The sequence below is a fragment of the Sporosarcina sp. PTS2304 genome (genome assembly GCF_003351785.1).
GTDB lineage: Bacteria > Bacillota > Bacilli > Bacillales_A > Planococcaceae > Sporosarcina.
Genome location: NZ_CP031230.1, coordinates 1220643 through 1239531 on the forward strand (window position 1 = coordinate 1220643; position 18889 = coordinate 1239531).

The 18889-nt window shown below is 42.7% G+C and carries 22 protein-coding genes, 2 pseudogenes and 1 other annotated feature; of the genes and pseudogenes, 1 reads left to right on the plus strand and 23 read right to left on the minus strand.

Translation table 11 applies throughout. From position 1 onward, the window contains the following. Window positions 1-13: 13 nt before the first annotated feature. The 3 genes from ruvB to DV702_RS05760 form a co-directional block, all read right to left on the minus strand. Entirely contained in the window at window positions 14-1012 is a 999-nt protein-coding gene (gene ruvB / locus DV702_RS05750) for a Holliday junction branch migration DNA helicase RuvB (protein ID WP_114923898.1), read from the minus strand. A 19-nt stretch (window positions 1013-1031) separates the two neighbouring features. Then, window positions 1032-1637: a Holliday junction branch migration protein RuvA gene (gene ruvA, locus DV702_RS05755; RefSeq protein WP_114923899.1), complete on the minus strand. Its 606-nt coding sequence runs from the start codon at window positions 1635-1637 to the stop codon at window positions 1032-1034. Between the two features lie 120 nt (window positions 1638-1757). Further along, the gene (locus DV702_RS05760; RefSeq protein ID WP_114923900.1) at window positions 1758-2324 is read right to left on the minus strand and encodes an NADPH-dependent FMN reductase; all 567 of its coding nucleotides are present in this window, start codon (window positions 2322-2324) and stop codon (window positions 1758-1760) included. A gap of 215 nt (window positions 2325-2539) precedes the next feature. Here DV702_RS05760 and DV702_RS05765 point away from each other — a divergent pair, with 215 nt between their 5' ends. Then, window positions 2540-3157 (plus strand): hypothetical protein, encoded by a 618-nt coding sequence (locus tag DV702_RS05765; protein ID WP_114923901.1) that lies wholly within the window; start codon window positions 2540-2542, stop codon window positions 3155-3157. 51 nt (window positions 3158-3208) lie between these two features. Here DV702_RS05765 and DV702_RS05770 read toward each other — a convergent pair whose 3' ends face one another. The 20 genes and pseudogenes from DV702_RS05770 to ltrA all read right to left on the minus strand — a co-directional run bounded on the left by DV702_RS05770 (window position 3209) and on the right by ltrA (window position 18327). After that, a complete protein-coding gene (locus tag DV702_RS05770) occupies window positions 3209-3934 on the minus strand; it encodes a YebC/PmpR family DNA-binding transcriptional regulator (protein ID WP_114923902.1) in 726 nt (241 codons plus the stop codon). Window positions 3935-3946: 12 nt separating this feature from the next. Beyond that, window positions 3947-4816 carry an aminoglycoside phosphotransferase family protein gene (locus tag DV702_RS05775; RefSeq protein WP_114923903.1) on the minus strand — a complete coding sequence of 290 codons (870 nt, stop codon included), beginning with the start codon at window positions 4814-4816 and terminating at the stop codon, window positions 3947-3949. 6 nt (window positions 4817-4822) lie between these two features. Next, window positions 4823-5857, minus strand: a complete 1035-nt coding sequence (locus DV702_RS17000; protein WP_205407223.1) for a LysM peptidoglycan-binding domain-containing protein — start codon at window positions 5855-5857, stop codon at window positions 4823-4825. A gap of 125 nt (window positions 5858-5982) precedes the next feature. Then, window positions 5983-6867: a prephenate dehydratase gene (gene pheA, locus DV702_RS05785; RefSeq protein WP_114923904.1), complete on the minus strand. Its 885-nt coding sequence runs from the start codon at window positions 6865-6867 to the stop codon at window positions 5983-5985. A 36-nt stretch (window positions 6868-6903) separates the two neighbouring features. Further along, a complete protein-coding gene (locus DV702_RS05790) occupies window positions 6904-7359 on the minus strand; it encodes an ACT domain-containing protein (RefSeq protein ID WP_114923905.1) in 456 nt (151 codons plus the stop codon). Window positions 7360-7391: 32 nt separating this feature from the next. After that, a complete protein-coding gene (gene obgE / locus DV702_RS05795; protein WP_114923906.1) occupies window positions 7392-8681 on the minus strand; it encodes a GTPase ObgE in 1290 nt (429 codons plus the stop codon). Window positions 8682-8684: 3 nt separating this feature from the next. Beyond that, on the minus strand, window positions 8685-9218 hold the full coding sequence (locus DV702_RS05800; protein WP_114923907.1) for a Spo0B domain-containing protein: 534 nt from the start codon (window positions 9216-9218) through the stop codon (window positions 8685-8687). Between the two features lie 30 nt (window positions 9219-9248). Beyond that, complete coding sequence (locus DV702_RS05805) at window positions 9249-9437, minus strand: hypothetical protein (RefSeq protein WP_114923908.1); 189 nt, start codon at window positions 9435-9437, stop codon at window positions 9249-9251. Between the two features lie 101 nt (window positions 9438-9538). Beyond that, complete coding sequence (rpmA, locus tag DV702_RS05810; RefSeq protein ID WP_099688898.1) at window positions 9539-9829, minus strand: 50S ribosomal protein L27; 291 nt, start codon at window positions 9827-9829, stop codon at window positions 9539-9541. Window positions 9830-9841: 12 nt separating this feature from the next. Further along, complete coding sequence (locus DV702_RS05815; RefSeq protein WP_114923909.1) at window positions 9842-10168, minus strand: ribosomal-processing cysteine protease Prp; 327 nt, start codon at window positions 10166-10168, stop codon at window positions 9842-9844. A gap of 6 nt (window positions 10169-10174) precedes the next feature. Then, on the minus strand, window positions 10175-10483 hold the full coding sequence (gene rplU, locus DV702_RS05820; protein WP_099688896.1) for a 50S ribosomal protein L21: 309 nt from the start codon (window positions 10481-10483) through the stop codon (window positions 10175-10177). A 13-nt stretch (window positions 10484-10496) separates the two neighbouring features. Further along, window positions 10497-10573 (minus strand) — a sequence feature (ribosomal protein L21 leader region). A gap of 81 nt (window positions 10574-10654) precedes the next feature. Further along, complete coding sequence (locus tag DV702_RS05825) at window positions 10655-11278, minus strand: metalloprotease (RefSeq protein ID WP_114923910.1); 624 nt, start codon at window positions 11276-11278, stop codon at window positions 10655-10657. Then, a complete protein-coding gene (locus DV702_RS05830; RefSeq protein ID WP_114923911.1) occupies window positions 11275-11817 on the minus strand; it encodes a peptidoglycan DD-metalloendopeptidase family protein in 543 nt (180 codons plus the stop codon). Before DV702_RS05830 ends, DV702_RS05825 begins: the two co-directional genes overlap by 4 nt. Window positions 11818-11911: 94 nt before the next feature. Next, on the minus strand, window positions 11912-12712 hold the full coding sequence (gene minD / locus DV702_RS05835) for a septum site-determining protein MinD (RefSeq protein WP_114923912.1): 801 nt from the start codon (window positions 12710-12712) through the stop codon (window positions 11912-11914). A gap of 1 nt (window position 12713) precedes the next feature. Next, a complete protein-coding gene (minC, locus tag DV702_RS05840) occupies window positions 12714-13385 on the minus strand; it encodes a septum site-determining protein MinC (RefSeq protein WP_114923913.1) in 672 nt (223 codons plus the stop codon). 19 nt (window positions 13386-13404) lie between these two features. Then, entirely contained in the window at window positions 13405-13926 is a 522-nt protein-coding gene (mreD, locus tag DV702_RS05845; protein ID WP_114923914.1) for a rod shape-determining protein MreD, read from the minus strand. Continuing rightward, complete coding sequence (gene mreC / locus DV702_RS05850) at window positions 13923-14816, minus strand: rod shape-determining protein MreC (protein WP_114923915.1); 894 nt, start codon at window positions 14814-14816, stop codon at window positions 13923-13925. The genes mreD and mreC overlap by 4 nt, the downstream gene beginning before the upstream one ends. An 18-nt stretch (window positions 14817-14834) precedes the next feature. After that, window positions 14835-15851: a rod shape-determining protein gene (locus DV702_RS05855; protein WP_114923916.1), complete on the minus strand. Its 1017-nt coding sequence runs from the start codon at window positions 15849-15851 to the stop codon at window positions 14835-14837. Between the two features lie 297 nt (window positions 15852-16148). Then, window positions 16149-16295, minus strand: a pseudogene (locus DV702_RS05860) (JAB domain-containing protein); the annotation flags it as partial. A gap of 147 nt (window positions 16296-16442) precedes the next feature. Next, window positions 16443-18327: pseudogene (gene ltrA, locus DV702_RS17325) on the minus strand (group II intron reverse transcriptase/maturase). Between the last annotated feature and the right edge of the window lie 562 nt (window positions 18328-18889).

An 18889-nucleotide genomic window follows, 5' to 3' on the forward strand; every position in this document is an offset into this window, starting at 1 on the left:
TAACTCCTATCTGTCACTGCGGCAGAGGATAGCCGAAATGCGCATACGCTTTCTCTGTAGCCATCCGTCCCCGTGCAGTGCGTTGAATAAATCCCATTTGTAATAAATACGGTTCATAGACATCTTCAATCGTCACCGACTCTTCGCCAATACTTGCAGCCAGCGTGTCAATTCCGACTGGACCTCCACGGAAACGTTCAATCATACTGTGGAGTAATTGATGGTCGATTTGATCCAGTCCATGACTATCCACTTGCAACATATCTAATGCCTCTTGAGCAATATCCAGCGTAATCGTTCCATTGCCGCGAACTTGCGCATAATCTCTTACACGCCGCAATAAACGATTGGCAATCCGCGGTGTCCCACGAGAGCGCATCGCTAGTTCTACAGCTGCTTGCGGATTGATTTCTACTTCAAACAAGCCCGCACTTCGAATGACAATTTCCGTCAGCGGCTCTACTTCATAATATTCCAAGCGCAGCGGCACACCAAATCGATCACGTAACGGTGCAGACAATGCTCCGGCGCGCGTTGTTGCCCCGATTAGTGTAAATGGAGGCAGATCGAGCCGGACAGAACGCGCAGTTGGTCCTTTACCGACCATAATATCAAGGCAAAAATCTTCCATTGCGGGATATAGCACTTCTTCAATTGCACGGTTCAGCCGATGAATTTCATCGATAAACAACACATCACCCGGCTCCAATGAAGACACAACTGCAGCCAAATCTCCCGGACGTTCAATCGCCGGACCACTTGTCATGCGGACATTGACACCCATTTCATTGCCAATCACTGTGGCAAGTGTCGTTTTACCGAGCCCGGGCGGACCATACAGTAAGACATGATCCAAACTTTCTTGCCGTCCTTTTGCCGCTTCGATAAATATAGATAGATTATCTTTCGCCTGTTGCTGGCCAATGTACTGCTGTAAAAACTGCGGTCGCAGCGATTGTTCAAAACTATCGTCAAAATCGGTCGCTTCATTTGTCACAATGCGTTCTTCCATTAGAACCACCTCCATCGCCTTAGCCTTGTTTTAGTAATAGTTTTAACGCAAAACGCATATACCCTTCTGTGTCCAGCTCTTCTTTTTCCAGCTGCGGACGTACTTTTTTCAGTTCGCGCTCCGAATAGCCAAGAGCCGACAGCGCCAAAATTGCTTCGTCCAATTCATCACTCTCTGCAAGTGTCAATAACGTATCTTCTGAGTCAGGCACATCAATTTCTGTGAATAAATCATGCAATTTGCCTTTCAAATCAAGAATCATTTGACGGGCTGTTTTCTTGCCGACACCCGGAAATTGCACCAAAAATCCTTCATCTTCACGTTCAATTGCGCTGACCACTTGAGAAGGTAAGCCATTCGCAAGTATAGCGAGTGCACCTTTTGGTCCGATTCCAGACACCGTAATAAGCTTGCGGAATAATTCGCGTTGCTCCAGCGTTTTAAAACCGATCAATAACTGTGTGTCTTCGCGTACATGCAAATAAGTAAACACTTGTTGCTGTTCTTCCGTGACATGAAAAGCAAAGGGATTTGGCGTCATCACTTGCCAGCCGATTCCTTGCTGCTCCAGCACAATGTATTCCGGTGTCACACGTGTCACTAACCCTTTTATGTAATCGTACAATATATTTACCCCCTAAAGTATACCTGCTATTATAGCATACGAACGGGTTTTCTACTTGTACGAGCTGCAGTTTTCCGCGCAAAAAAATGGACATATGAAAAGCATGTCCATTTTTACGGATTACACTAATTTTGCTGCTTGTTGTTTTTTATGGAATTCCACAAAATTAGTTACTACAGTATCAAGGAAAGCAATTGTTGGCTCGTCTGTCAAGTCGCCCTCTTCATTCAATTTCGTATGGATGGCTCCGATATACACTTCATTGCCTGGCAATAAAATAGGGGCCAGTGCTGGATTGGATAAAATTTCGCGCAGATGAATTTGTGCTCTCACCGAACCGAATACACCCATAGAAGAACCTATAATAAAGCCTGTTTTTCCGTGTAATGTGAAGTCTCCTCCACGAGACAACCAGTCCACTGCATTTTTCATTGAACCTGGAATAGAGAAGTTGTACTCCGGTGTCGCAAACATTACGGCATCTGAATCTTTCACATCGTCTTTAAACGCTTGTACTGATGCTGGTGGTTCACTTTCAATATCTACAGAAAACATTTCCAAATCATTGATGCGAACAGGGGTAATGTCCAACTGTTCTTTATAGCGTTTTGCCATGAACTCCACTAATTTCAAATTATATGATGTAGAACTTGTGCTCCCGATAATTGCTTTTACTTTAATTGTCATACGATCTAACTCCTTTTTGTCAGTTTATGCTTTATTATCATAGCCTTTGCGGTTTTTATTCTCTAGTCATTTGCTCACGGACAAGAAATTCCGCTTGTATATTTTTGATTGGTTAGTTACACAAAAGGGTATAATAACTTTACTGACAGTTTTATCATTTAGAAGAAATTTTAGTACACCTATAGAGTGAAACAATCACTAAAGGAGGGTAATGAATGCGTAAAGTTCTATATTCAAGTGCGATGATCGCTTTATTAGTCGCTGGTTGTAATACGCCTGAGAAGACGGAGGACGTCGATGTAGAAGCCCCTTTGGAAGTGCCTACACAAGAGGAGACACCGGATGTCAACAGGGAGCCTACGAAAGAAATCGTACAGTCGGTAGAAGGACAGGATGAGACCATTCAGATGGATTTAGTCGTCGGTAAAGAATCTGCGTACTCTCTCTATATAGACAAAGAACGCTATACATTCGAAACTGATGAAGACCGGGATGTACTTACACCCACTCTCGATATACCAGAAGGATATCCTGAAGTGAATATGGAGTTTCTGCTCGTTGATGATAAAACACCCGAAGAAGTGAAAGAGGATTTGAAAAAAGAGTACCTCTTCACACTGGATGAAGAACAAGTCACTACCCCAGTGCCAGCACTTTCACTTCGCGGCAAAGAGGGCGAAAAACCGGATAGCAGTGTCGTAACTATCTATTTAGTAGAAGCAGGTTCCGGCACTCTCCTTATTACAGAAAATTCGTTTCTTGAGGCACAAGAAGGCCATGGCGCTCGTTTTTATCAAATGCTGGAAACGTTGGAGCTGAATATCGCAAATTAAAAAACCAATCTACTACTTTCTCCTCAGAAAGTAGTAGATTGGTTTAATTGGTTACTCTCCATCCGCATTGTGATAAACGTTTTGCACGTCATCATCGTCTTCGAGAGCGTCGATCATTTTCTCAAACTCTTCGTGTTGCTCTTCATTCAGCTTTGTATAGACAGATGGAATCATATCGACTTCTGCAGAAATCCATTCATGTTCTTCTGCCTCAAGCGCTTCTTTTACAGCGAGGAAATCCGTCGGTGTCGTTATAATTTCAAATCCTTCTTCCGTAGAAAGGATATCTTCAGCTCCTGCTTCAAGCGCCGCCATCATCACAGCGTCTTCGTCAGTCGCATCTGTACGTTCAATAAATAAACGACCTTTGCGTTCAAATAAATAGTTGACAGAGCCAGTTTCTCCTAAACTCCCGCCATTTTTATTGAATGCTACGCGGATATTTGGGCCTGTACGATTGCGATTTTCTGTTAGACAATAGACAAGCACTGCTGTTCCACCCGGTCCATAGCCTTCATAAATCACTTCTTCATAGTTTTCATCTGCTCCTGCACCTGTTGCCTTATCGATCGCTCGTTGAATTACGTCATTTGGAACATTCTCACTTTTTGACTTATCGATTGCTAGACGTAAAGCCGGATTCGTGTCTGGATCGTCACCGCCAGACTTAGCCGCCACGTAGATTTCACGTGACATCTTTTGAAAGATCTTTCCTCGTTTTGCATCCTGTGCGCCTTTTCGGTTTTGGATATTCTTCCACTTTGAATGGCCTGCCATGGATCAAACCCCCTACTTCATCATTCGCTCTACATCATACCATAATTTGGGCCAGTGCGAGAGAGCGGTTTCCGTAAACTGCAGGAGTTTATTAACCATTCGCTGACGCTGCGACGCTGGAAGCGATAGAAGATGCAGCCATTCACGTAAAATCTCATTCGGAAAAAGCAACTTAGCTAATGATTGATTGGACAATGTCAATAGATCGGGATGCTCCCCCATCAAAAAGACCGCGTTGTATGAAATTTGCGGCAGTACCCGGTGTATCCATAATACACGCTCATCTTCCGCAGTTCCTAAACAAGCCAAATCAAAGTCAATAAAGCGAATCTGTCCGCAATTATCACGTAAAATATTATGATGTACTACATCTCCATGCAACAGTGTGAGCGAACTGACAGACGGCTGTTGTTTCTTGCAAACTTTCAATGCTTCTTCACTGTACGCAAGTAATTCTTCGATCATATGAAAAGGTAGGAACTGCTCACACACTTCCCGCAGTTCCAGAAATTTAGCAAAACGGACGTCCCATTTTTCTAACATATGATAATAAGGAAGACAGGAAACAGTCGACCAATCGATGTGGGACTTTGTATCATGTAACGCTTGCAGAGCTTTAAATGAATCCAGTCGATCCATTCGTCGCTTAAAATTGACAGCCCTTGCTCCTTCAAGCCATGGCTGAATAAAAAGCAATGGATCTTCCTTCTCTAACACAGGAACAATATGCGGGAAACCATGCGCGCTAAGTACTTGATGTACATGTCGAACTTTCACGGCTTGCGCAAGCGATGTATATTTTTTTACAGAATAGACCGCTCCACCCGATTCCATTTTCCAGACGTTTTGTTTTATTTTCGTAAAACGCTGATTCTCTGTCATATCCCATTATTGATTTCTAGGCCAATTATCCGGCTGTTGCGTTGGATAATTAGGCATATTTTGTGAATCACCGGGCATCGGATTCACCGGATGCGGCCATGGTTGCATCGCAGGCGGTGCTGGAGGACACACTGGCAACCATTGCCACGGTTGCATCGGTGGCACGGGATGCATTGGCCACTGCGGTTGTTGTGGAGCCGGCCAATGAGGAGAACAAGGCTCCTGATATTCTTGATTGGATGGACACCACGTAGCAGGTGTAGACGCTTTCGGCGGTATAGACGGCATCGGCGGCATTGGCATTGGCTCAGGCATTGGTGTAGGCTGTGGCATAGATTGTTCTGGCATCACAACCGGCGGCTTCGGAGCTGGTTGCGGCATTGCGTGAAGTGAGCTTGATTCTATTAACTGCCAACCATCGGGCATAGGCGCAGGGACTGGTTTTTGATGATGCGTTGACTCTTCATACCACTTGGAAGACTCTTTTGGTGGTAACGGTTTAATAGGTGCTTGCATCGGTGGAGGCATCGGCTGTTGCGGCATGTGCGGTACGCAATCCGCATCGAAAATCGGCATCCAACCACAAATAGGAAACACAGCTTGCCACATCGGAACAGCAGGTATTTGCGGAATTTGCGCGGCAGGCGGTTGCGGCATCTGTTGTTGCGGTGGCATTTGCGGTAATGGCGGAACTTGTTGTACAGGTGGTTGCGGCTTTGGCTGCGGCGGTTTCGTCTCTGTGTGAGATGGCTTCACCGGTTTTTCTGCTGATTTATGATGCGGCTTTTCCGATGGTTTATGATACGGTTTTTCTGTTGGTTTATGATGTGGTTTTTCTTGCGGTCTTTCTTGCGGCTTCGATTGCTCACCTTTATGAATCGGCTTTTTCTTATCCATCGGCAGAAAAATTTTCATTCCCGGTACAATGTAGTCTGGATTTGCGAGATGTGCGTTCACCCGCTTCAATTCTTCAAATGGAATATTGTATTGCCGCGCAATCTTCCATAATGTATCACCTTTCACTACAATATGAACTTCCACTAACATTTCCCCCTTCCATCAATCCATCGTATGAACGGACGCCTAATTTAGTGACTGTAAAGCATCCTCTCTTGTTATATATATTCGGTAGGAGAACAATTATTACAAAAAAACATCCACCAGCATTAGCTAGTGGACGGGTTACTTTCATATACATAATAGGATCCGAACGAACGGGCTGTGCAACCTAGTGCTTCTAACTCTTCCATCGCACCTTTCATCATCGGATGATCTTCAGATTCCATAATATCAATAATAAAGAAATATTGACCAAGTCCAGTTTTTAATGGTCTTGATTCAATTTTACTTAAGTTCAAACGGCGCCATGAAAAAACAGATAAAATTTGGTGCAACATTCCTGGTCGGTCATTTTCAGGCAATTTCACCATCAATGTCGTTTTTAAGGAAGCATCATGTTTCGTATGTTCAAGTTTTTCCTTCCGCAATGACAACACGACAAAACGTGTGTGATTAAAATGAAAATCATGAATATTTTCTTCTGCGATATGTAGACCATATGTTTCTGCTGCCAAACGATTCCCGATGGCTGCTACACGCAACTCCGGCTGTTCTGAAATAGATTTGGCAGCCGCTGCTGTAGAAGTCGTCTGTATTAAAGGAACTCGACGATAGCGGTATTGTAGAAACTTATGACATTGTGCCAGCGCATGCGGGTGAGACTGAATCGATTCCAATTCATCCATATGATCCATTTGCGCTTTATTCACTAATAAATGTTGTTCAATCGGTGTAGAAATTTCTGCGGTAATGAACAACTCGCCGCCATGAAATAAATAATCAATCGTTAATGGAACCGAACCTTCTAGTGCATTCTCTAATGGCACGAGTGCATATGCGACATGTCCCGCCGTAACCGCTTCAATGCAGTCTGGAATCGTTGGACGGGGCGTTAAGCCATCTGTACCAAATAAGTCAACAGCTGCGATATGGGTGAAAGATGCTTCAGGTCCCAAATACGCAACGGATGGTGTATATTTCTTCTCTGTCATTGTGCTTTCATCTCCTAAGCTGTTCAAGCGAAAAAATTAAAACACACCTGAACTTATTAAATCAACGGAATCAATAAATCGAGGCGCTTTTAATCGTTGTAAAAAGGCTTCTACTTTTATTTCCATTTCTGTCACATCGAGCGAAAGTGTAATATTGGCACGACCTTGTACAGGAATCGTTTGGTGGATCGTTAGGACATTACACTTTGATTTTGAGACAATTTCCAATAATACCGCCAAAGACCCTTTTAAGTCTTCTAGTTGAATAAAGATCGTTAAAATGCGATCCCGTGCGATAGACTCGAACGGGAACACGGCATCACGATATTTGTAAAAAGCGCTACGTGACAAACCGACCCGTTTAGTTGCCTCTTGGATCGTCGTCACTTCGCCTCTTGCCAACATTCTTTTTGCTTCCAACATCTTTTGCATCGATTCAGTCAACACATCTTCTCGGACCAAATAAAACTGGCCTTCCCCGATTTGCTCCATTTTGATCCCCCCACAACGAACGATTACAAGTTTTACTCTAGGAATTCAAACTCATAATTCATAATCCGAACGATATCTCCGTTTTCCGCACCACGCTCACGCAATGCATCATCGATACCCATTCCGCGCATTTGTCGAGCAAACCTCCGAACGGACTGATCAAAGTTGAAGTCCGTCATCTGGAATAAACGCTCAAGTGTGTAACCTGACAACACAAATGCACCGTCGTCATCGCGAGAAATAACGAAGTCCGGACCTGTCGCTTCATGTTTATACAATACAGAGTTTTCGTCTTCTTCCACATCTTCAAGCATTGGGAATTCCGGTGTCGTTTCAAGTAAATCAAGCACCGCATACAGTAATGGATCCAATCCTGTTCTCGTCAATGCAGAAATCGGGAATATTTGAACCTCTTCATCACCGAGCGCCTCTTTAAATGCCACCAAATTTTCTTCCGCATCCGGCATGTCCATTTTATTTGCGACAACGATTTGCGGACGTTCAGTCAAACGCATATTGTATTGCTCTAGCTCCGCGTTAATCGTATGGTAGTCATCGATCGGCTCGCGACCTTCCAAGCCCGACATATCAATGACATGGACAATGACACGCGTCCGCTCAATATGACGTAAAAACTGGTGGCCGAGTCCGACTCCTTCATGCGCGCCTTCAATTAAGCCAGGTAAATCCGCCATTACAAAAGTACGATGATCGTCTGTTTCCACCATTCCTAAATTCGGAACGAGCGTTGTAAAATGATAATCCGCAATTTTTGGCTTCGCGGCTGAAACAACAGATAATAATGTCGATTTCCCTACACTCGGGAATCCAACTAGCCCAACATCTGCTAACACTTTCAATTCGAGCACGATATCACGGCTCACACCTGGTTCCCCTTTTTCCGAAAGTTCAGGTGCTGTATTTTGTGGTGTCGCAAAACGGCTATTCCCACGACCACCACGACCGCCTCGCGCAATGACGGCTGTTTGACCGTCTTCAACCAAGTCTGCAATGATTGTCCCTGTTTCAGCATCTTTCACAATCGTACCCGGCGGAACTTTAACTACCATATCTTTTCCACCGCGACCATGCATATTTTTACTGCCCCCGTGCTCTCCACGAGGAGCTTTGAAATGACGCTGATAACGGAAATCCATCAACGTACGCAAACCTTCGTCTACGATAAAGATTACGTCCGCTCCTTTACCACCATCTCCACCAGCCGGGCCGCCATACGCTATATATTTTTCACGACGGAACGCAACCATACCGTCGCCACCGTCGCCACCTTTAACAAAAACTTTTACGTGATCCACAAACATAATTTATAATCCTCCTAATTGTCCACTGATAGTAATCGTCCATTGATTCGATTCTCCGTGAACTTCGACCGTAAACTGAGATGAGTTTTCTGGGATGTCTAGTTGTTTTACGCGCAATTCTTGAAACGTCAATTGGATAATCCATGCCGTCTCATCTGTTGTTACCGAAATCATAACTGCACAATTTGTATAGCGCTCGATTTTTGGAATGACTAGCTCTACCAGACTTTCCAAATAATCCACAAGTACCTGATCCAGCTCCACCGAATCTATTTTTAGAGCGATGTCGCAAAACAGTTCGACTGTCAAGACAGGATAACGCCATGGCAATGTCATTAACCATTCTTCTGTATCTGGCAAGCAAAGTTTTTGAAGCATTGCTTGACGCTGCATATTTGCAGTTTTTTCTAAGATGCAATTTTTAGCTTCTGCATATTTCCCCATGTCAATATACATTAAAACTAATTGAAGATCATTCATATGATCGTGCCGGCTAAATTTAACAACTTGCGACACGTTCAGTTCATTCTTGCCCATTATTTTCACCGCCAGCTCAATTCGTACTTCTTAGTATAGCATTTTCATGAAGAAATCACTAAAATAATCTTCATCTTTATAAATATTGCTGTTTTGTGCTGTTTGAAGCATTGTAGACATGCTATTCCCGCTCATTGAACATCCATGTGCGATCATAGACTCGACTCTTCCGCTCATTAAACACCCACGCGCGATCATAGACTCGACAATTCCGCTCATAGAATTCCCACATGCGATCATAGACACCACACAAATAAAAATTCCATAAGAAAAAGGACTGCAGCGAGTGCAGTCCTTTTCTATATAGTCACGCTATCCGATTACGCTTCTTGTGTTTGTGGGTAGACACTGACTTTCTTTTTATCGCGGCCAAGGCGCTCGAAACGAACGACGCCGTCGATTTTTGCGAATAGAGTATCATCTCCACCGCGACCAACGTTTTCACCTGGGTGAATTTTTGTTCCGCGTTGGCGATAAAGGATTGATCCACCGGAAACGAATTGTCCGTCTGCACGCTTAGCGCCAAGACGTTTCGATTCGGAGTCACGACCGTTCTTAGTAGAACCTACTCCTTTTTTGGATGCGAAGAACTGTAAATCCAAACGTAACATAGCTGCCACCTCCTACTTTGTAAAGGATAATTGTATATATTCTGCATAGTCTAGTTCAATCGTCTGTAAAGAGATAATCATAGCTTGAACGAGTAGTTGAACTTCCGCATCTCGCGCCGTTACCGGAAACGCCACACGTAAATATCCACCATTCGCACCTTGCTCAATTTCCGGTGTACAACCTGTCAGCTCAGCAATTGCATTGACCGCACCGAATGATACGGCTGACGCACCTGCGCATACTAAGTCTTTACCGTGTTCAGCATAGTCCGCATGACCATCCATCTCAAAAGCTGAGATGCGCCCGGAAGGCTCTTTCGTAATATGGACATGTATCATGTCGGATTACAGATTGATTCCGTCGATCACGATTTTCGTGTATGGCTGACGATGACCTTGTTTTTTGCGGTAGTTCTTTTTCGGCTTGTATTTGAAAACCGTAATTTTCTTTCCACGGCCTTGCTTGACAACTTTACCTGTTACAGTAGCGCCTTCTACGAATGGAGCACCGACTTTAACGTCATCTCCGCCCACCATTAGCACCTTGTCAAATGTTACCACTTCATCAGCTTCACCAGAAACCTTCTCGATGTAGATTTCTTGTCCTGCTTCAACTTTGATTTGTTTTCCACCAGTTTCAATAATTGCGTACATACTTGCACCTCCTCTATTTACTCAGACTCGCCTTGACAGGTGATTCGGCATGCGAATACTTAAACCTGTTCAGTGCGGTTGTAGCACGGGTGCTACAAACAATAACAGTAAAATATTATCACGTAGGAAAACAAAGGTCAAGCATTATATAAAAATGAATATTTTCGATAGCTAATTTATAGTCGTTTGCTTCGCTCCACTCGCCATTTGCTCAAAGATTTGCTCATATTTTCGGAAGCGGTACGTGACCACATTTTGTAAAACTAAAAAAGAAGTTAGTAATACATATGGCAAACTATCTGGTAAAAAACCGATAAGATATACACTTAACGCGATCGCTGCCACAATAGAATAAAGGGTAAAGTATGAACGTGAAATATATTTATTTTTTTTCGTCTCTACTAACACAGAAATAACTTGTCCACCGTCCAATGGTAGAAACGGCAATAAATTCACGCTTAATAAAATCCATTGAATTTGTACAAATTGTTCGCGACCAGGAAATTCCACGAACGATCCAACGATTAGCAAAACGGCTGTCGCGACAGGCCCACCTAGCGCGGTAATCAGCCGTTGTTGTTTAGTTGCAAGTTGGCGATTGACAATCTGCAATTCCCCTCCATACGGTAAAATCGTACAACTGCGTATTTTCATTCCTGTTTTTTTAGCAGCTACGACGTGTCCGAGTTCATGAAAAACCAATGAAAATAATATCATCGCGTATAATGAGACGCCCCCGACGACCATAAAAAATAAAAATACCGGTAATAAAATCGGATGAATGCGAAATTTCATTTGAGGTCGCCCGTCATATACGTCGCAAGAACTGTAGGCTCTAGCGGTATCCCATCACGTTTTACACGGATATAAAGCGCTTCTTCGTCCATTACTGCAATTTCATCTCCCCGTCTCACCGCAGTATAGGGCAGTGTCGAAAATGAGCCGACGAAACCATACGTCACTTCATCTCCATTATCGTATTGCACGGTCACGGTCTTGCCTGACTGCCGTGTATAGCCCGTAAATACGACGAGACCACTCCCTTGCGACGTAATGGATAATGGTTGCGTATACGAGATAATAGCGCCGTCTTGATAAGGCTGAAATGATTCGTACGAAGCGAATGGATCAAATACAGATTCAGCAGACACTGTTATCGATTCTTCATCGGCCAACCAAGAAGACACCCACTTTTTCATCACAACAAAATCTTTCCCAGTCGTTACATATTGCGTCACAGGCACGTTTACTAGCTGCCGTTCTTCTAATTTTGATAAAGCTACAACAGACACTAGCAGGACAAAGGCGATGATCCATTTCGTTTTCCACTTCACGACGTCCCCTCCTTTACCTATAGTGTATGAGAGTACATCACGTAAAATGCAAAAAAACTCAGCACCATACAGGCACTGAGTGACAACGTATAAATTATTTTCCGAACATATTCTTAATTTTACCTAAGAATCCTTTTTTACTTTTCTCCATCGACATCAATGGCACAGACTCCCCTAAAATACGTCGTGCAATGTTACGATAGCCCATTGCCGCAGGATTAGTAGGATCCATTACTACCGGTTCTCCTTTATTGGAAGAAGAGATAACGCTGCGGTCATCCATAACGATCCCTAGTAGATCTATCGACAAATGCGTCGTAATCTCGTTAATATCTAATGTTTCTCCGCTTTCCATCATACCTGAACGGATACGGTTAATGATCAATTTAGGGGGCTCAATCCCTTCTTCTGCCTCCAGTAGACCAATGATTCGGTCTGCATCACGCACAGCTGAAATTTCTGGAGTCGTCACGACAATCGCACGGTCAGCGCCTGCAATAGCATTTTTATACCCTTGCTCAATTCCTGCAGGACAGTCGATCAGCACATAGTCATAATCCATCTTCATCTCAAGAACGAGTTTCTTCATCTGTTCTGGATTGACTGCACTTTTATCTGTTGTTTGTGCAGCAGGTAGTAAAAATAAACGATCTTCAAAACGCTTGTCCTTTACGAGTGCTTGATGGACCTTACAACGTCCTTCCACCACATCTACTAAATCGTAAATAATGCGATTTTCTAAACCTAAAATAACGTCCAAATTTCGTAGACCAATATCCGTATCAATCAAACATACTTTTTTACCTTGTAACGCAAGAGCGGTACCAAGATTCGCGGACGTAGTTGTTTTCCCTACGCCACCTTTACCAGAAGTAATAACAATCGCTTCTCCCAAATTAACTACCTCCCTTAAATGTCGCAAGGTTCGGACGTAAATGTCGGAGTTCCTGAAGCCGGTCAATCGCAATATGCCCATTCTTATGGAGATAAGCACATTCCATTTCAGGTTGTTCAGAAAGAATCGTCAACTCATCCGTCATGATTTCCATCTTATCAGCAATCTTCAAATGAGTAGCTTCAAGCCATGATGCCGCAATAACCGCGTCTTCATTCCCATTCGCTCCTGCATGCGCGATGCCCTTTACGCGACCTAACACATAAATACTACCGCCCGCAATAACTTGGGCACTTTGATTCACATCCCCGATGATGACTAAATCGCCTTCTGCACGGACTACTTGACCCGAACGAACGATTCCGACATATGTCTCGGACTGTTCTTCAATCAATTTCTTCTCACACGCCTCTAATGAAATGACGTCACTATGAACCTTCGAAACACGTAGGTTTGGAGAGGTATGAATGATTGCAAGAATACTTTTCATGTCTTGCTCGTCACAAAAGCGACGTCCCGTATGTAGCTGTACTTCAGAGACACCTTCGAGTACACTGCCTGATACTTTTTCTTTTAGCTCATCCAGAAGATCAGAAAACGAACAATGGTCATCCAAACGTAGCACTAAGCCGTCCTTTGTTCCTTTTATCGTTATCAACTGTGATTTCGTCACCTACATCACCTCGCAATGCTTAAAAGCCAGCTTGTTTTTGTAAAAATCGTTTTTCAATAAGTTGTTTAAACATGTAACCAAACATCCCAATGAATAGAGAATTGGCAATAACGGTCGGAATAAGCCTACTCGTTACGAATTCATTAAAGTCAATGGATGTAAGCGCAATAATACTTGCGAACAGGTAAGACAGTAATTCCAACAACACAATCATGGCCAAAGAAAGCAACATGACTGTCGAAGTACGTCGCTCCACTTGTCGAATGATCGAAGCAGATACATAGCAAATGAGCGGGTACAAAAATGTATATAGACCAATAATATCAATGTGGTACATATCATACAAGACTCCAAGTACCAAAGCATAAATAAAAGCACGTTTTCTGCTGTAATATGTCGCAATAAAAATTAAATAGACGATCAAAAATCGCGGAATAAAAATATACAGGCTGTCATTGATCCCGATTGGGGAAAACAGACTGAAAATAGGTTCCAGAAAAAACAAGACGATCGCAATCAAAGGAATGATGAACCGAATCATGATCCACCTTCCTCCTTAGCGTCCGCAGAGTTTCCTCCATCGGTACCATCTACAACGGCTGTCAACCTTTTCGCGACCATTACATGATCCAACATAGAAAAATTAGCCGCTGGACGAATATACGCCAACTTCGTCAACCCGTAATCATCTGTTGACACTTCAGTAATTTCACCAATTAATAGACCTTTAGGGAAAATTCCGCCCAGTCCCGAAGAAATAACCGTCATGCCTTTTTTTACATCAAAGCTAGAATCAATACGCTTCATGATCAATTGACGAGTTTGACGGTCAAAACCTTCGATCAAACCGAAAATTTCTTGGTCGCCGACAACCATAGCTGCCACGCGCAAACTGCTGTTTTCTGTCGATAGCAACTCCACTGTTGAAGTAGTAGAAGTCGTTAAAATAACTTTCCCAATCAAGCCTTGCGCTGTAACTACAGCCATATTGACACCTACACCATTTGTCGTACCTTTATCAATAATTAACTTTTCTTCCCATTGATCGGGATTACGCGAAATCACAGTAGATTGGATCGGCTCATACGCACGCAGATCCTCCTGTTTGTCGATGATTCCTCGTAATTTTACATTATTCGCTTTGACGTCCGCCAATTCGGCTTGCATCGTCGCGAATGTGTCTAATCGTTCTTTTAGTCGTTTGTTTTCTTCGTATGTATTAAGCATCGTATCAATACTTTCAATGACCTTAGTAGCAAAGTGAGCCGGCTTCGTAAAGAGCGACTGCCCAAATCCGACAACATCCTTCACTGCTTGTTCCGGAACATTTGCATGGTTACGGTCGCGAAGTGAGAATGCAATTAATGCCACAAGGACGATTACTCCTACTAATAAAATGATTAATCGTTTATTGGAAAAAAAACGCGGCATCGCCTACATCTCCTCCAATTATTGTGTTTGAATCTTTCGAATAAGACTTATGTTTTCCAATGCTTTACCAGTACCAATGACTACACAGTCTAGTGGATGTTCAGCAATAAAGACAGGCATTTTCGTCTCTTCTGAAATCGCTTTGTCCAAATTACGCAATAACGATCCGCCACCCGTCAAGACCAAACCGCGATCCATTACATCTGATGCTAGTTCAGGCGGTGTCTTTTCAAGCGTCGAGCGCATACCTTCAATGATCGCCGCCACCGGTTCTTTTAATGCAATGACAATCTCTTGAGAAGTGATTTCCATTGTTTTAGGCAAACCAGTCAACAAATCACGACCGTGAATATCCATCTTTTCTGTCTTTTCCAAATCAAATGCAGATCCAATTTCAAACTTAATCGCTTCCGCTGTTCTTTCCCCTACTAGCATATGATACGTTTTACGAACGTAGTCCACGATCGCATCATCCATCGAATCACCACCGACACGAATCGAAGTACTCGTTACAATCCCACCAAGTGAAATAATAGCGACTTCTGTCGTACCGCCACCTATATCGACGACCATACTGCCGGTTGGTTCCCAAACAGGTAAATCTGCCCCGATCGCAGCTGCAAAAGGTTCCTCAATCGTATACGCTTCCTTCGCCCCTGCATGGCGCGCTGCATCAATCACTGCACGTCGTTCTACAGAAGTGATGCCATACGGAACACAAATCATCACATTCGGCTTTCTCCACGAACTACCCGCCGCTTTTAGAGCTTCTTTTAAATAATGAGAGATCATAGCCGTTGTCGTGTCGAAATCAGCAATGACTCCATCTCTCATAGGACGAATCGCTACGATTGAGCTCGGTGTACGGCCAATCATGGAGCGAGCCTCTTCACCGACAGCGATGATTTCATTTGTCGTAGTATTTTTTGCGACTACGGAAGGTTCTCTGAGTACAATGCCCTGATCCTTAATGAAAACCAAGGTATTTGCAGTCCCCAGGTCAATCCCTACATTTCTGTTTCTGAACCCAAACAATTGTATTCTCCCTTTCTACATAACCGTCATCGGCCTTCTTAAAAGCATACACCACATTATAACGGAAAGGTAACTAAATTTACAGTATCGCCTCACCATAATTCAAAAAACATCAAAAAAGACACCGAATTCCCCTAAACTCCCCTAGATTCACACCGCGCGATCATAGTACACACTCTTCCGCTCATAGATTCACCCCACGCGATCATAGAACTCTCCCCTATAAAACTACAAAAAACAAGCAAGGAAAATAAACTCATTCTCCTTGCTTGTTCTACATCAAATAGCGTTCACGCTTCAAATGTACCCTTTATCCTTCAAACTAATAAATTTTTGATCTCCGATAATAATATGATCCAGCACGTCCACTCCCATAATCTGCCCCGCATCAATCAGACGCTTCGTTACTTCAATGTCTTCCTTTGAAGGCGTCGTATCGCCACTTGATAGCAATAGGTAAGGCTTTGAAGTAATCTCTACCTTTTCCCCTGCTCCACACCGTGCATGCAACTTTCATCGCACACGGCATTCCATCGTTCATCAACTATTTCATTTTCCTCAATCTTGTTTTATTATTCGATTTCCCTAGTATTACAGTTCTTCGTTACCAATTAATAACCGAAGTTTATTAAGCTTTTTCATCTGCTCCCCATTAAAATTCAAATGTTCAAGATACATGCGGATTGTGTCCATTTCTGTGGCATGAATCAGTCGATGAATATCTCTGGTAACCAATATCAGATTGGAATACCTATCATCTTTTGTCAGCCTCCATAATTGTTTATGGTGACAATCCATTTCCGTCAGAATTAACTCTTCTCCCGATACAGCACATTTTCCCTTTTGCGCAATGAACAGCGATATTCGATTATCATTAAACTCTATCGATGCCCGTTCGTTACTGACAGGATGTTTTCTAATCCATTGAACTTGCCAGTTTGGAACTGACTTTTGTTCTTTATGCATCAGTTCACGACCCTCAATAGTAAACTTATTGACGCCATTTTTAGGTAGTAATGCTGTTCTGGTTTTTATAAAACCGATTGGGATCAGTGGGTATCCATTTATATATCTTGTCATTTTTGACTTCAAATAAGGTTTTAGCCCCTGGTCTTTAATTGGGTGATTGGTTTGCTTACGAAGTGAAAACTGTTTTAATCGGTGACGCTCTACAAGAGTTAATTGGTATTGAATCGGCATCAAATTTGCATTTACTTGTGTCGCAATTTGATAGTAGTTATGGATGCCAATTACCATACTGTTGTAGATTCGGATATTCTTGATTAAGTCGTTTCCGTTTGGTGCTTTTTGCATGAGTTTAATTTGTTCTTTCAGTTGTTCCTTAATCCTCTTCCGTGCTTTTTCCGCTACATAGGACTGACAAACATATCGTTTACGCTTAAGGCGGTCATAGCCTTTGCGTTCCATTTTCAGTTCAAATCCTAAAAATTCACTGCGATTCTTTTTAAGATTCGTGATTCGGGATTTATCTTCTGAAATAGGCAGGCTTAACCGCTCTTCTAGCCACATTTTACTTGCCAGAAAAATCTTTTCGGCATTGGAACGTGTTGTCGTAAAGATTTTGAAGTCATCTGCATAGCGAACAATGTACATTTCTTTAAGTGAAGAAGTTTCTCTTAATTTTCTATACCTATATTGATGGCTATACAATCCAGTTTTCTTAATAAGGTGGTCATTGATTGAATGAATGACACTTTTTACTTTCCCACTGATTCGCAATCCACCAGTCAAATTTGTTGAGGTTGATATTCGCTAACAGGGGTGAAAGTATTCCACCTTGTGGCGTTCCTTTTGTCGGATAAACGATTTTTCCATTCGGCAAAACAACAGGCGCTTTAAGCATTTTCCGAAGGATGACAAGCAATTGTTTGTCTTGGATGCCCATTGTCCATATTTGTCGCATCAGTTTCGAATGTTTCACTTCATCAAAGAACCCTTTGATATCCACATCCACAACGTACTGCATTTTACTTCTGCTTATCCGAACAGCACATGCTGAAATTGCATGCTCCGCTGATTTGGTTGTTCTGAAACCAAAACTGTGTTTGTAAAACTTAGCTTCACATATAGGTTCTAACACTTGTAAGATACATTGTTGCGCGACACGATCCCACATGGACGGGATTCCCAATGGTCTAGTTTTCCCGTTCGGTTTCGGTATTTCCACGCGCCTTACTTTTCGAGGATTGTAATGGGCGAATCTTTTTCTCACAATTTCAATGAATTCACTTGTGCTTAGCTTTTCAATATCATGAATTGTGATCTTGTCTACTCCAGCCGTTGCACTTCCATTATTCCGCTTAATATTGCGATAAGCGAGAAGGATATTATCATCTGAAGTAATAGTAGCCATTAGATTCGTCAATTTTTGATTTTCTTTACTCTTGGCAAAAAGCATATCGAAGGTTTCTGTCATGCCGTAATACTCTGCATGACGTAATCTTGTATTTTTCATTCTAGGGATTTTCTTATAATTTTCTTTCAAGGTCTATCACGCTCCAAACTTGGCCCGTGACCTTTTTAGTCATACGAGAATCCTTGAGGTGATTGAGTTGAAATCAGATTGACTAAACGACTTGAGGCTGTTGCTCCATTTCCATTACAGAAACTTCAACGCTCATGCCTCTACTCTCACTACCATAAAAGGAAGTTATAGACGAATCCTTTCCTTCCTACCACTTCATAAAGTGTGTACTCTCCATGTTGATAGCTTTCCACGTTCCCTTAACTCTATCCATGTCTTAACTTAGATGCTAGCTCTTGCCTGGCGTCCTCTCCATCGCCTATAACGATGCATGGAGCTTTCGAAACCATCATAGGTACTCGCCCACGGAACGCACTTGAATTTTCATCAAGTCTACCCATTTCTAAGTAGACGCACTTACAGACATTTCGTTCGCTAGTTCGTCAGTGTCTTACCACATTCTCACCTTATTAAGTTTTTCACGACTCCCGGCCTATCAGTCGCACTAACTACCTCTAGTTAGGTTTCGGTTACTAGATAAACTAGCACTACG